Origin of the sequence: Aminipila terrae, from assembly GCF_010120715.1 — a bacterium.
Classification (GTDB): Bacteria; Bacillota; Clostridia; order Peptostreptococcales; family Anaerovoracaceae; genus Aminipila; species Aminipila terrae.
On the sequence record NZ_CP047591.1, the window covers coordinates 2,904,189 to 2,918,018 of the forward strand.

A 13,830-nucleotide genomic window follows, 5' to 3' on the forward strand; every position below is an offset into this window, starting at 1 on the left:
AAAAAACAGGGCTGTTTTACCCTGTTTTTTCATTCATGAAACTGTTATTTATCTGTTCAATCTTTTAGAAGTTAATGATTTTACTTCTGATTCCTACATTCAGAATTAAACCTAAGGCTATCATATTGGCTAATACTGATGAACCGCCATAGCTTATAAACGGAAGCGTAATACCTGTAACAGGCATAATGCCCATGGTCATAGCCATATTTTCAAAGACCTGAAAACCAAACATTCCAATAAATCCAACGGCAATAAGTGCTCCGAAATTATCTTTTGCATTATAGGCAATTTTTGCAATTCGGTATAAGAACAGAGTGTAGAGTATAACAATAACAGCGCCTCCAATCATGCCCAGTTCTTCTACTATTACTGAAAAGATAAAGTCCGATTTTTGTACCGGTAAAAACTTAAGTTCTTTTTGTGTACCCTGAAAGAGGCCTTTCCCCCAGAATCCCCCAGAACCAATAGCAACTTTAGACTGCCATACCTGATAATTTCCTCCAAGAGCAAGATTGGTAGGGTGTAAAAATGCATCAATTCTTTCCTTTTGATGGGAGGCCATAAACCTGTAGACAAGAGGAAGGGAAATGGCGAAAATGCATGCAAATTTGCCCAGTATTCGGTAATCAATCCCTGCATAAAATACCATGGCCAGCCAGATAAAGCAAAGAACAATAGCACCACCCAAGTCCTCTTTTAAAACGATAACGATAAAAGGTGAAGCATAAAGAGCTGACATTATAACTCCTTTATAACTCCATAAGGAATCATGGTTCCGGCAAAAATACAGTGCTAAAAGTATAACGAAGGTAATCTTTACAAATTCTGAAGGCTGTAAATACATGACTTTTAAGTCAATCCAGGCACGGGATCCATACTGTTCAACACCTAAACCAGGGACATATACCGTCAGCAAAAAAAATAACGAAAAAATATAGAGCGGTTGTTCCCAGTTCTCAAAGACTTTATAATCAATGAGAAGGATAAATCCGACTGCAATAAAACCTAGGAAATAGGCTAAAAGCTGTATCGTTACATATTTATCAAATACAAAATGCCCCTGGGATGCTGTGCTGCTGACCATAACCATGCTGATGGCACCAAAACACAAGGGTAAAAGTAGTAAAGTTTTGTCTATGTTCTTAAATAAATTCCAAAAATACTTCATAGTTTGCCTTTCATTAATCTTGACATTGAGTTGCATTAAACATTATAATAGTATTGTGTAATTATATCAATAATTAATTAATAGTAATGCAAAGATTTATTTCGCTGTTGGCATTGCCACAGCATAATTTTTTGTAGATCCGGGTAATTTATTCGGATTATGTTTTTACCCTGATTTTGTGTAAAATATGCAGAATGGGGACAAGTTGAAGTTATGTGTGAAATGATAGATATGATAAGAGGAGGTGTTTTATATTACAGAGATACTGATTACTGTATTAGTTGGGTTTATTGCCTTAGCCCTAGGGTTATTGGTTGGATATATAGTCAGAAAAACTGTTGGAGAGAAAGCCATTGGAAGTGCCGAACAGAAAGCAAGAAATCTGATTCTTGATGCTGAAAATAAATCAGAGACAATCAAGAAGGAAATCACTATAGAAGCCAAAGAAGAAGCTCACAAAATGAGAAATGAAATTGAGCGTGAGGTTCGTGAAAGAAGAGCAGAAATCCAGAGATCAGAAAAAAGATTAATTCAAAAAGAGGAAACTCTAGATAGAAAGATAGATAATCTGGAGAAGAAAGAAGAAGGCATTACACAAAAAGAGCAATCATTAATTGAAAAACAGACAGAACTGGATGGGTTTATTGAAAAACAAATGCAGGAACTGGAAAGGATTTCAGGATATACTGCTGATGATGCAAAAGAAATATTACTTGCTAACGTAGAAAAGGATATTCGAGTTGAAGCATCCATGATGATTAAAGACATTGAGTCAAAGGCAAAAGAAGAAGCAGATAAAAAAGCCAAAGAAATTATCACGGGAGCCATTCAGAGATGTGCTGCCGATCACGTAGCAGAGAGTACAGTCTCTGTAGTTGCACTGCCAAATGACGAAATGAAGGGAAGAATTATCGGCAGAGAAGGTAGAAATATCAGAGCAATTGAGACTTTAACGGGAATTGACCTAATTATTGATGATACACCGGAAGCCGTTATTTTATCAGGTTTTGATCCAGTTAAGAGAGAAGTTGCGAGAATCGCATTAGAAAAATTGATTGTAGATGGCAGGATACATCCAGCCAGAATTGAGGAAATGGTTGAAAAGGCTGAAAAAGAAGTTAATGCTATTATAAAAGAAGCAGGAGAACAGGCAACCTTTGAAATCGGTATTCATAATTTCCATCCAGAACTTATAAAATTATTAGGTAGATTAAAGTATAGAACTTCTTATGGACAAAATGTTTTAAACCACTCCATTGAGGTTGCCCATCTGGCAGGGTTAATGGCAAGTGAACTTGGAATGGATTCTAAGCTTGCAAAGAGAGCAGGTCTGTTGCATGACATTGGCAAAGCTCTTGACCATGAAATTGAAGGTACCCATGTAGACATTGGTATCGATGTTCTTAGAAAGTACAAAGAATCAGAAGCAGTTGTAAATGGAATGGCAGCTCATCATGGAGACTATGAACCAAAAAGTCTGGAAGCTGTACTTATTGCAGCAGCTGATGCACTTTCTGCAGCAAGACCTGGTGCAAGAAGAGAAACATTGGAATCATATATAAAAAGGCTTCAGAAGCTTGAAGAAATTGCAACAACTACTCCTGGAGTTGATAAAGCTTATGCTATTCAGGCAGGGCGTGAAATCAGGATTGTGGCAAAACCAGATGAGATAAAAGATGAAGAAATCGTATTTTTGGCTCGTGAGATATCCAAGAAAATCGAAAGTGAACTTGAATATCCTGGACAGATTAAAGTTAATGTAGTCCGAGAGACAAGAGCGATTGATTATGCAAAATAATTATTGAAAAGAACTTTAACTTAGACCCTGCAGAATTGACTGCGGGGTCTTTTGATGATTAAATACAAAAAGGTGATAGTTTGGAAAATTTATTAAACGCAGATAAAGCACAAAATTTAAATCATAAAAAGTCTTTTTATAAGAAGATGTGGTTAGTGGCAGTGCCAGTAGTAATACAGAATGTTATCAGTATCGGTCTGAATCTGGTAGATATTCTGATGATTGGCAGGCTGGGGGAGAAAGAATTGGCCGCGGTAGGTTCCGCTACACAGATTTTTTTTATTTTCAGTATGATTTGTTTTGGTTTATATAGTGGCGCAGCAGTATATGTAGCTCAATACTGGGGGATAAGAAATACCACCAATATAAAAAAAGTTATAGGAATAGATCTTACAGTTGGCGTTTCATTAGCTACTGCCACTTTTATTATCGCTCTGTTATTTGCACCTCAATTGATATGGATATTCTCAAGAGACAGAGAAGTGATTGCTCTAGGTGCTAAATTTCTGAGAACAGTTTGTTTTTCTTATATTTTAACCAGCATAACTTTTGCTATGGTATATAATTCCAGAGCAGTGCAAAGACTAAAGGCTGCAACCATAATAAATGGCACAGCTATCCTTATCAATACCCTTTTAAATTACTGCCTGATTTATGGGAAATGGGGTATGCCAGCCATGGGAGTAAGGGGTTCTGCTTTAGCCACTGTTATAGCAAGAATAGTAGAGCTTACCAGTATTATGGTTTATATCTATATAAATAAGGAACATCCATTCCATGGTCCTATTAAAGAGTTTTTATCCTTTGATAAAACAATGTTTAAACAGGTGATGAAAACAGCAGTACCGGTTATTTTTACTGAGGGAGGATGGGCAGCTGTGACTTCATTGACCTTCGTAGCTTATGGCATGTTGGGGGCTACTGCATTAGCAGTTATACAGATAGCAGAGGTAGTTGCAGACTTATCCCAGGCGGTTTATTTCGGACTGGGCAACGCTACAGCTGTTATTATAGGAGAATCCCTTGGGCAGAAAAATACTGAAGCGGCCTTTAATTATGGTGGTATGGCTATGAAAATAACCTGGGGACTGAACATTATAGTAACCTTATTTTTAATTGCTATCAGCAGACCTATAGCGGATGTTTATCATTTTAACAGCGAAACAACTCATTTACTCATACTGGTATTGACTGCATGGGCATTTACAATAACTCCTAAGATGCTTGCCTATGTTCTGATATGTGGTATTTTAAGAGCTGGAGGAGATACTTTATATAGTCTTGTTATAGACTTATCCTGCAATGTGATGATACAGCTTTCCATAGCATTTTTCAGTGTGCTTGTTCTTCATTTACCAATTTACTTTGTAGTTATTTTTGTATCTATAAGTGATATAGTAAAGACAATAATCTGCTATAGAAGGTATTACAGTAAAAAATGGATGAATATAGTTACCTGATATGATATACTAATATGATGCAGAATTATAAAGACCTGCCCACATCAATAATGTGGACCAGGCTTTATACAGAAATTTCAGCGGCTTTAGCTGTCGGAAATTTTCAGTTAACTATTTGACAGGTACATTTGATTTGAGAGGATTATGTAAGATGTTTGTATATTTGGACAACAGTGCAACCACTAAACAGTATGATGCTGTAACAGATAAAATGGTGGTATATATGAAAGAGGATTTTGGAAATCCATCTTCCCTGCATAAACTTGGGTTAACGGCAGAGAAAGCTGTAAAAAATGCCAGAAAGAACGTAGCGGAAGCAATTGGTGTCCGTGATGATGAAATTATTTTTACATCTGGAGGTACGGAGGCAGATAATACAGCGTTGCTCGGAGCAGCCTCTGCAAGAAAAAGGCGTGGTAAAAAAATTATTACATCTACAATAGAGCATCCGGCAGTTTTAGAAACAGCCAGCAAATTAGAGAATCTGGGTTTTACAGTAGAGTACCTTGATGTAGATGAAAATGGTTCAGTGAATCCTGAAGCATTACAGGAGGCCATGACAGAAGATACTATATTGATTTCGGTAATGGGTGTGAACAATGAAGTGGGTACCATTGAGCCGGTAAAGGAAATGGTTCAGATTAAAGATAAGTATAATAAAGAACATGGTACAGACATCCTGTTTCACATGGACGGGGTACAGTCTTTTGGAAAACTATCCCATATGATAAATGGTATAGATATGATTTCTGTTAGTGGTCATAAAATACACGGACCCAAAGGAATAGGGGCGTTATATGTCAGAAAAGGACTTATGATAGAACCTTATTTAATTGGTGGGGGCCAGGAAAAACACATGAGATCTGGGACAGAAAATGTTCCGGCTATTGCAGGATTTGGACAGGCAGCTAAATTAACAGATGATAATCTGGAATGCCGGATTAAAAATATGTCTGCTGCAAGGAATTATTTGATGGAAGGCATTAAAGCAGAAATTAAAGATATCAAAATAAACAGTGTGGAAAAAGACAGTTTTGTCTGGGATAGCGGAATGTGCTGTCCTTCCGTTTTAAATATATCCTTTTTGGGAACAAGAGGTGAAGTACTTCTTCATACACTTGAGCAGGAAGAAATATATGTGTCTACTGGTTCTGCATGTTCTTCCAATAAGAAAGGTCAGAGCCATGTACTTAAGGCAATGGGACTGAAAGACAAAGAAATTGAAGGTGCCATCCGGTTCAGTTTCAGTGAATTTAATACCATTGAGGAAATGGATTATGTATTGGGACATTTAAAAGATGCCGTCGCCAGATTTAGAAGGCTGGGTAGTTTCAGATAGTAAGATTAAAAAATTAACAGTGCAGAAAGGAACAGGATTAATGACTGATGACAGAAATATCTTTATAGTAAGATGTGGTGAAGTAGCTTTAAAAGGTATGAATAAGCCATATTTTGAGAGGATGCTCGTTGAAAGAATTAAAAAGATGTTAAAAAAATATGACGGGATTGAAGTAAAAAGGCACGAAGGTCTGATTTTTGTCAGAGCGGATAAGTCGATTCCTAAAGATGAAGTTATCAAACAGATATCCAAAGTCTTTGGGGTAGCTTCTATCAGCCCTGCAGTTGAAATTGAATCAGATATGGATAAAATAGGTGAAGCTGCAGTACAGGTAATGCTTGAACTGATTAAAGAAAAGGGAGTTCAGACCTTTAAAGTTGAAGCAAAGCGCGCAGATAAGACTTTCCCGATTACATCACCAGAGATTGGAAGAGTCATAGGAGCAAAGATTCTGATTGGATGTAAGGTACTGAAAGTGGATGTACATCACCCGGATTGTTTATTGTTTATTGATGTAAGAAGAGAAAAGTCTTATATTTATGAACAAAAGATTTCTGGATTTGGAGGGCTTCCACTTGGAACAAATGGTAAAGGCATGGTCCTGTTGTCAGGAGGTATTGATTCACCAGTAGCAGCCTGGATGATGGCTAAGAGGGGGATGCTTATTGAAGCAGTGCATTTCCATTCATATCCTTATACCAGCGAAAGGGCCCAGGAAAAGGTAGAACAGCTGGCAGGCATTGTTGCATCCTATTGCGGAAGATTTAAGATGCATGTGATTAATCTGCTTCCTATTCAGGAACAAATCGTACAACATTGTCCAGAAGAAGAAACAACTATCCTGGTAAGGCGTTTCATGATGAGGATAGCGGAGAGGGTTGCAGAAGAAAAGGGCTGTACAATGCTTATAACAGGTGAAAACTTAGGACAGGTTGCAAGTCAGACAGCAGAATCTCTTGTGGTAACGGATGCGTCTGTAAAAATGCCTGTGATGAGACCTCTTATTGCTATGGATAAAGTTGACATCATGGACAAAGCACAGGAAATAGGTACATTTGAGACTTCTATACAGCCATACGAAGATTGCTGCACTGTATTCCTTCCCAAGCATCCAACTACGAAACCGAAGCTGGAGAAAATATTAGAATCAGAAAGTCGTCTGGATGTAGAAAACCTGATTGAAACAGCAGTAGCATCAAAAGAAACCGTCAATATATTCCCACAAGATTAGTTTCGACAAAAATAGAATCAAACCCCCTTATTCTCTTAAGGACAAGTCATTTCACAAGTAATATAATGAAATTGTTGGAAATGCTTGCAGAGTGTGAGGGGGTTTTGTAATGCAGACATATTTGGATTTTCAAATGAAGGATGACGTTTTAATAGTAAGTATTGTAGGCGACCTGGATCATCACCAGGCAACGCAGGCCAGAGAGGAAATTGATAGAACTATTGAGGCATTTAGAAGTAAGAATCTTATTCTGGATTTTTCAAAAGTTGAATTTATGGACAGCTCTGGTATAGGGGTTGTGATGGGAAGATATAACAAAGTAAAAGAAAAGGGAGGAGAAATCCTCATAATCGGATGCTCTAAATATGTAAAACTTATACTTGAAATGGCCGGAATTTTTACTATTATAGGGTGTTACGAGGAACTCGGGGAAGCACTGGAAAAGTTTCAATTAATTGATGAGCAGATGGAGGTGTCAGGCAATGGTAAATAAGATAAAGATAGAATTTTTAAGCCTGTCTGTAAATGAAAGCTTTGCAAGAACTGCTGTAGCAGGGTTCTTTTCTGAGCTTGATCCAACGATTGAAGAAATTGCAGAAATAAAGACCAGTGTATCAGAGGCAGTTAGCAATGCAATTATACACGGATATAAAAACCAGCCTACAGGTATCGTTACATTGGAATGCAGTTATGATGAAGAGAGGAAAATCACTATTTCTGTTGAAGATACCGGGGTTGGCATAGAAGATATAGAAAAGGCAAGAGAGCCACTATTTACCACAGGAAGCCCTGAGGAGCGAGCAGGGATGGGGTTCACTGTGATGGAAAGCTTTACGGACCATGTCGAAGTAACATCAAATCTGGGGGAAGGAACCAGAGTTCTGATGATAAAGAAGTTGGATGCAGGGTATGAGTTATAGTTATACTGCAATAAAAAAAGAAGATACATACGCCCTGATAGAAAAAGCAAAATCAGGTGATGAAACTGCCAGGGAACTTTTGGTTTCACAAAATACCGGTCTGGTAAAAAGCCTGGCTTTAAAATATGCAGGGGCGGGATATGAGCTGGAAGATTTAATCCAGATAGGGTATATGGGTCTGCTTAAATCTATAGAACGTTTTGATTCAACGTATGATGTGATGTTTTCTACATACGCTGTACCAATGATTCTGGGAGAGATAAAAAGATATATCCGGGACGATGGGAGAATAAAAATAAGCAGACAGATGAAGATGGATATAAAAAGACTCAAGCAGGCCAGAGATGAACTTTATTATAAAATTGGCAGTTCACCTAAATTGAGTGAGCTTGCGGAAGAAATGGATATGCCAGTGGAAAGAGTCTTAGAGATAATGGAAGCAGATGATGCTTTATGCAATCTGCAAAGTATAGATGATCCAGAAAGTGTCCGGCAATATAGCTCGGAGAGCAGTGATAATTATGAATCGGCGGAAGAGAATATTGTAGATGTAATTTGTTTAAAAAATATCATAGGAAAACTTGAAGATAAGGAGAGGAAAATTATAGTTCTGAGATATTTCCGGGATATGACACAACAGCAAATTGCGAACTTATTAGGAATATCACAAGTACAGGTTTCTCGCATAGAAAAAAGGGTTCTGGAAAATATACGGTTAGTTTGTGAAAAATAGATATATTTAGCAGGGTAAACAAGATTTACCCTGTTATTTTTATGGTGATTTGTCAGAATTTTTAAATTATTATACAAAAATATATGAATTTGTATAAAAGCCATGAAAAGTGCTAAAAAGTGCTTGCAAATATAGACGAAGTGGTGTTAAATATATAGTATATGCTGTTATATATTTAACTAACATTAGCTTATGAAAAAAACGTATAGAACTAGAGTACATAAGCGAACGAAAGGTCACTTTTTCATATTAAAGTGCGCCATTATTATAATTTAAGGAGGCATTTACATGAACTTTCAACTAACGAAAGAACAAGAATTTGTAAGAAAAATGGTAAGAGAGTTTGCTGTTAATGAAGTTGAACCGTTAGCTGCTGAAATTGATCAGGAGCACAGATTCCCGGTTGAAACTGTTGAAAAAATGGCAAAGTATGGTCTGCTTGGTATTCCGTTCCCTACTGAATACGGTGGAGCGGGTGGAGACCACATCTCATATGCTATTACAGTAGAAGAATTATCAAGAGTATGCGCATCAACAGGTGTTATCTGTTCCGCTCATACTTCACTTTGTTGTTGGCCTATCTTTGCATGGGGTACAGAAGAACAGAAGAAAAAGTATTTACCTGACCTGTTATCAGGAAAGAAGTTAGGTGCTTTCGGTTTAACTGAACCAAATGCAGGTACAGATGCTGCTGGCCAGCAGACAAGAGCTGTAAAAGACGGCGACCATTATATTCTAAATGGAGCTAAAGTATTTATTACAAACGGTGGATATGCTGAAACATTTGTAGTAATGGCTATGACTGATAAATCAAAGGGAACCAGAGGCGGTATTTCTGCATTTATCGTAGAAAAAGACGATGAAGGTTTCTCAATTGGTAAGACTGAAGATAAGATGGGTATCTGCGCATCTTCAACTACAGAACTTATTATGCAGAATTGCAGAATTCCTGCTGACAGAATGTTAGGTGGTATTGGTGACGGATTTAAGGTTGCTATGTCCACTCTTGATGGCGGCCGTATCGGTATCGCTTCACAGGCTTTAGGTATTGCACAGGGAGCTTTTGATGTTACTGTTGAATACATGAAGGCTAGAAAACAGTTTGGTAAAAAATTATCTCAGATGGAAGCTCTTCAGTTTGAAATTGCTGATATGAAGACTCGTATTGAAGCTTCCAGACTTCTGATTTACCAGGCAGCAGACATGAAGGACAAACATCTTGCTTACGGACCTAAGTCTGCTATGGCTAAGTTATTTGCTGCAGAAACTGCTATGTACGTAACAACTAAGGCTGTTCAGTTACACGGTGGTTATGGTTACACGAAGGATTACCCAGTTGAAAGAATGATGAGAGACGCTAAGATTACTGAGATCTATGAAGGAACATCAGAAGTTCAGAAGATTGTAATCGCTGCATCAGTATTTGGTAAATAAAGAAGAGGGAGGAAATAGAAATGGCATTTAAGATTATCGTATGCGCAAAACAGGTTCCTGATACAAACGTTATTAAGATTAACCCTAAGACAGGAACTCTTATCAGAGACGGCGTACCTAGCATTTTAAATCATGACGATGCTAACGCTTTAGAAGAGGCTTTAAAAATTAAGGATCAATATCCTGATACACATATTACCGTTATCACTATGGGACCTCCACAGGCTAATGATCTTTTATTTGAATGTTTAGCTAAGGGAGCTGATGAAGGTATTCTGATTTCAGACAGAGCTGTTGGCGGTTCTGATACTTGGGCTACTTCAAATACGCTTGAAGCAGCAATCAAGAAAATTGGACATTTTGACCTTATGTTCGCTGGACGTCAGGCTATCGATGGAGATACAGCTCAGGTTGGACCTCAGCTTGCTGAAAAGTTAGGAATTCCTCAGGTAACTTATGTAGAAGAATTCAATATGGACAAGAACATGAAGGATATCACTGTTAAAAGACAGATGGAAGATGGTTATGAACTAATTAAGCTTCAGACTCCTTGCATGCTTACAACAATTAAAGAACTTAACAAGCCTAGATACATGTCAATGAAGGGTATCTTTGGACAAAAGGAAATGAAGGTTTGGAATGCAAAGGATATCGAAGTAGACTTAACTACAGTTGGTCTTGAAGCTTCTCCTACAAACGTATTCCGATCATTTACTCCTGCTCCAAAGGGCAAGGGTGTTACACTTGAAGGTGACACAAATAATGATATTGCAAAGAAGCTTTTAGTAAATCTAAAAGGCAAGCATGTAATCTAAAAGGAGGAGGAATTATATAATGGCTATTCGAGTAATTAATGATAAATGTAAAGGCTGCAAGCTTTGTATCAAAGCATGTCCGTTTGATGCTATTGACATGGACGGAAAGCTGGCTGTAATTAATGAAAAGTGTACAGCTTGTAAAGCTTGTATTTCAAAATGCCCATTCGATGCTATTGAAAATACAGGCGGTGATGAAGTCGTTGATTTAAGTGCTTACAAGCATATCTGGGTATTTGCTGAACAAAGAGAAGGCAAGTTAATGAACGTTGCTCTTGAACTAATTGGCGAAGGTTACAGACTTGCTAAGGAAATCAGCGAAGATACTAAAGTATGTGCTGTTTTAGTTGGTGACGGAGTGGGTCACTTGGCTGACGAATGCTATGCTTATGGTGCTGACGAAGTTGTTCTTATCGAACACCCACTTCTAAAGCAGTATACAACAGATGCTTATACAAAGGCTATTACAGACGCTATTGAAGTGTATAAGCCAGAAATCGTTCTTTATGGTGCTACTCACATTGGTAGAGACCTGGCTCCAAGAATTGCAGCTAGATGCAACACAGGTCTTACTGCTGACTGTACTAGACTTGATGTTAAAGTATCAAGCTATATTGATTACGCTAACAAGAACACTACATTAGATACATCCACATTAGACCCTAATGATACATCCACAGGAATCAAGCAGACTCGTCCTGCTTTCGGTGGTAACCTGATGGCTACAATCATTTGCCCAAGAACAAGACCTCAGATGTCAACTGTAAGACCTGGTGTAATGCAGAAGAGAGATAAGGTTGCTGGTGCAAAGGGTGTATTAACTGTATTCAAGCCTGAAATTGCTAAAGATGATATTCATGTTCAGATTGTAGAAATTGTTAAATCTGCTAAAGAAATGGTATCATTAACAGATGCTGATATTATCTGTTCAGGTGGTAGAGGTCTTGGTGACGCTTCCGGTTTCGAACTTATTAAAAAGTTTGCTGATAAAGTTGGCGGTGTTGTTGGTTCTTCAAGAGCTGCCGTTGACGCTGGATGGATTGATCATTCACATCAGGTTGGACAGACTGGTACTACTGTAAAGCCTAAGATTTACTTTGCTTGCGGTATTTCTGGAGCTATTCAGCATTTAGCTGGTATGCAGACTTCAGACATCATTGTTGCTATCAACAAAGATGCAGATGCTCCTATGATGGAAATGGCAGACTATGCAATTTGTGGAGACCTTTATAAGGTAATTCCTGAAATCATAGCTGAATGGGATAATGCTGAAGCTCTTTATGATGCATCAACAAAATAAATTTTCAGATTTATACCATATTTAAATAAAAAATCCGACAGTTCTCTGTCGGATTTTTTTTGTGTAAAAAGTCGATTGTCATTATTCTGGAAGGGTATATAATATAAAATAATAAATAGTAGGAGGAAAAAATATGGATATAAAAGAGACAGAAGGAAAAGCCAAAAACAAGCACATTGCAAACATAGATGGAAAAAAATGTATAGGATGTGGAGGATGCAAAAGGAACTGTAAATTTGATGCTATTTTCAGAGGAAAAGAATACTATATTGTAGATAGGGAAAAGTGTACAGGATGTAAAGTGTGCGTGGAAGTCTGTCCGGCAGAAGCCATCTCCTATGAGACAAAATAAACATAAAAAATAAAAAGGCTGTTTGGTCAGCCTTTTTATAAGTCAAATGAGCCTGATAGGGGCTTTTTTTATTTAAAAATATGATTAAATTCTAATTCGATTCTATCCCAGGGAAATCCTATTACATTATTTAAATCACCCTCAATGTGATCCACATATTGACCGAACTTTCCCTGTATAGCATAAGAACCTGCCTTATCATAAGGTTCCGATGTATCCAGATAGGCATTTAATTCCTGATCTGTAAAGTCTTTAAAAAAAACTTTTGTAATTTCGTAAAAGCAGTGTCGAATACTGGTTTCTGCCTGTAAGATACATACGCCTGTAGCAACAAAATGCTCTTTTGCTCTTAAAGACCACAAAGTATCATAGGCGTCTTGCCTGTCCTTTGGTTTCCCGATGATTTTATCTTTATAAACCACAGTATCTGCGGCAATAATAACGGGATGTTCATGATTTTCTTTTAAAACCATTTGCTCAACAAATAAAGCTTTTTTAAGTGCAAGATACATAACAGCATCTTCCATTCCTGCTCCTTCAGGAATGGTTTCATCAACATCTGCAGGGAATATGGCAGGATTGATACCATGTTGATGCATGATATCGATGCGTCTTTGTGATGAAGATGCTAAGATTATATTTTTTTTGTTCATTATTTAAATTCTCCTTAAAAGGTATATTACAGCAAAAATGCATTAATTATAATTATTATTATACCATAAAATGTGAAAGGTTCATCTATGTGTAAATTAAAAAATATGGGAAATACTATAACAGATAGTAAGGATTGTGGAGGAAAAATACATGGAGAACAAAGATGAACAAAAGAAGAAAGTAGCAAAAGCTTATGAAAAATATGCAGATCAATTCACACCTAAACCAAAATACTTTGGGAATTGTGTCAGAGCTTTTTTCTCAGGAGGAGCAGTCTGTCTCATAGCACTTTTTTTAAATAACTCTTTTTTAGGAAGTGGTATGAGTAAAGTGGCGGCAGGAAGTTTTGTTACAATTATCCTGGTATGTACGGCGCAGCTTTTAACAGGAATAGGAGTATTTGATACAATTGCAAAATTTGCTGGGGCTGGAGTAATTGTACCAATTACAGGGTTTGCAAACTCTATGGTTGCACCTGCCATTGAATATAAAAAAGAAGGTCTGGTTTTGGGCGTAGGTGCAAAACTTTTCAGTCTGGCGGGACCAGTTCTTGTAAGTGGAATAAGCACAGCTACCCTTATTGGATTAATATATTGGTTAATTGGTAGATTTTTTTAAGGAGA

The 13,830-nt window shown here is 37.3% G+C and carries 14 protein-coding genes; 12 read left to right on the plus strand and 2 right to left on the minus strand.

What is annotated here, in order from left to right; all coding sequences use genetic code 11:
* Positions 1-64 precede the first annotated feature (64 nt).
* Positions 65-1,171, minus strand: a complete 1,107-nt coding sequence (gene rodA, locus Ami3637_RS13950) for a rod shape-determining protein RodA (RefSeq protein WP_162363091.1) — start codon at positions 1,169-1,171, stop codon at positions 65-67.
* Positions 1,172-1,424: 253 nt separating this feature from the next.
* Between rodA and rny the strand changes: the two genes are divergently transcribed.
* The 11 genes from rny (at position 1,425) to Ami3637_RS14005 (ending at position 12,553) form a co-directional block, all read left to right on the plus strand.
* A complete protein-coding gene (gene rny / locus Ami3637_RS13955) occupies positions 1,425-2,969 on the plus strand; it encodes a ribonuclease Y (RefSeq protein ID WP_162363774.1) in 1,545 nt (514 codons plus the stop codon).
* Positions 2,970-3,049: 80 nt separating this feature from the next.
* Positions 3,050-4,429, plus strand: coding sequence for an MATE family efflux transporter (locus tag Ami3637_RS13960; RefSeq protein ID WP_162363092.1), 1,380 nt, complete (start codon positions 3,050-3,052; stop codon positions 4,427-4,429).
* A gap of 151 nt (positions 4,430-4,580) precedes the next feature.
* Complete coding sequence (locus tag Ami3637_RS13965; protein WP_162363093.1) at positions 4,581-5,768, plus strand: cysteine desulfurase family protein; 1,188 nt, start codon at positions 4,581-4,583, stop codon at positions 5,766-5,768.
* 40 nt (positions 5,769-5,808) lie between these two features.
* The gene (gene thiI / locus Ami3637_RS13970) at positions 5,809-6,999 is read left to right on the plus strand and encodes a tRNA uracil 4-sulfurtransferase ThiI (protein WP_162363775.1); all 1,191 of its coding nucleotides are present in this window, start codon (positions 5,809-5,811) and stop codon (positions 6,997-6,999) included.
* 109 nt (positions 7,000-7,108) lie between these two features.
* Complete coding sequence (gene spoIIAA, locus Ami3637_RS13975; RefSeq protein ID WP_162363094.1) at positions 7,109-7,492, plus strand: anti-sigma F factor antagonist; 384 nt, start codon at positions 7,109-7,111, stop codon at positions 7,490-7,492.
* Complete coding sequence (spoIIAB, locus tag Ami3637_RS13980) at positions 7,482-7,919, plus strand: anti-sigma F factor (RefSeq protein ID WP_162363095.1); 438 nt, start codon at positions 7,482-7,484, stop codon at positions 7,917-7,919. The genes spoIIAA and spoIIAB overlap by 11 nt, the downstream gene beginning before the upstream one ends.
* The gene (locus Ami3637_RS13985) at positions 7,909-8,652 is read left to right on the plus strand and encodes a sigma-70 family RNA polymerase sigma factor (RefSeq protein WP_162363096.1); all 744 of its coding nucleotides are present in this window, start codon (positions 7,909-7,911) and stop codon (positions 8,650-8,652) included. The genes spoIIAB and Ami3637_RS13985 overlap by 11 nt, the downstream gene beginning before the upstream one ends.
* Before the next feature lie 288 nt (positions 8,653-8,940).
* Positions 8,941-10,086 (plus strand): acyl-CoA dehydrogenase, encoded by a 1,146-nt coding sequence (locus Ami3637_RS13990; RefSeq protein WP_162363097.1) that lies wholly within the window; start codon positions 8,941-8,943, stop codon positions 10,084-10,086.
* A 20-nt stretch (positions 10,087-10,106) separates the two neighbouring features.
* A complete protein-coding gene (locus Ami3637_RS13995; protein ID WP_162363098.1) occupies positions 10,107-10,901 on the plus strand; it encodes an electron transfer flavoprotein subunit beta/FixA family protein in 795 nt (264 codons plus the stop codon).
* 19 nt (positions 10,902-10,920) lie between these two features.
* Positions 10,921-12,201: an electron transfer flavoprotein subunit alpha/FixB family protein gene (locus Ami3637_RS14000; RefSeq protein ID WP_162363099.1), complete on the plus strand. Its 1,281-nt coding sequence runs from the start codon at positions 10,921-10,923 to the stop codon at positions 12,199-12,201.
* A 133-nt stretch (positions 12,202-12,334) separates the two neighbouring features.
* Positions 12,335-12,553, plus strand: a complete 219-nt coding sequence (locus tag Ami3637_RS14005) for an ATP-binding protein (protein ID WP_162363100.1) — start codon at positions 12,335-12,337, stop codon at positions 12,551-12,553.
* Between the two features lie 68 nt (positions 12,554-12,621).
* On the opposite strand, the gene Ami3637_RS14010 is transcribed toward Ami3637_RS14005, so the two are convergent.
* Positions 12,622-13,206 (minus strand): Maf family protein, encoded by a 585-nt coding sequence (locus Ami3637_RS14010; protein ID WP_162363101.1) that lies wholly within the window; start codon positions 13,204-13,206, stop codon positions 12,622-12,624.
* A 151-nt stretch (positions 13,207-13,357) separates the two neighbouring features.
* Between Ami3637_RS14010 and spoVAC the strand changes: the two genes are divergently transcribed.
* A complete protein-coding gene (gene spoVAC, locus Ami3637_RS14015; RefSeq protein WP_162363102.1) occupies positions 13,358-13,825 on the plus strand; it encodes a stage V sporulation protein AC in 468 nt (155 codons plus the stop codon).
* Positions 13,826-13,830 lie beyond the last annotated feature (5 nt).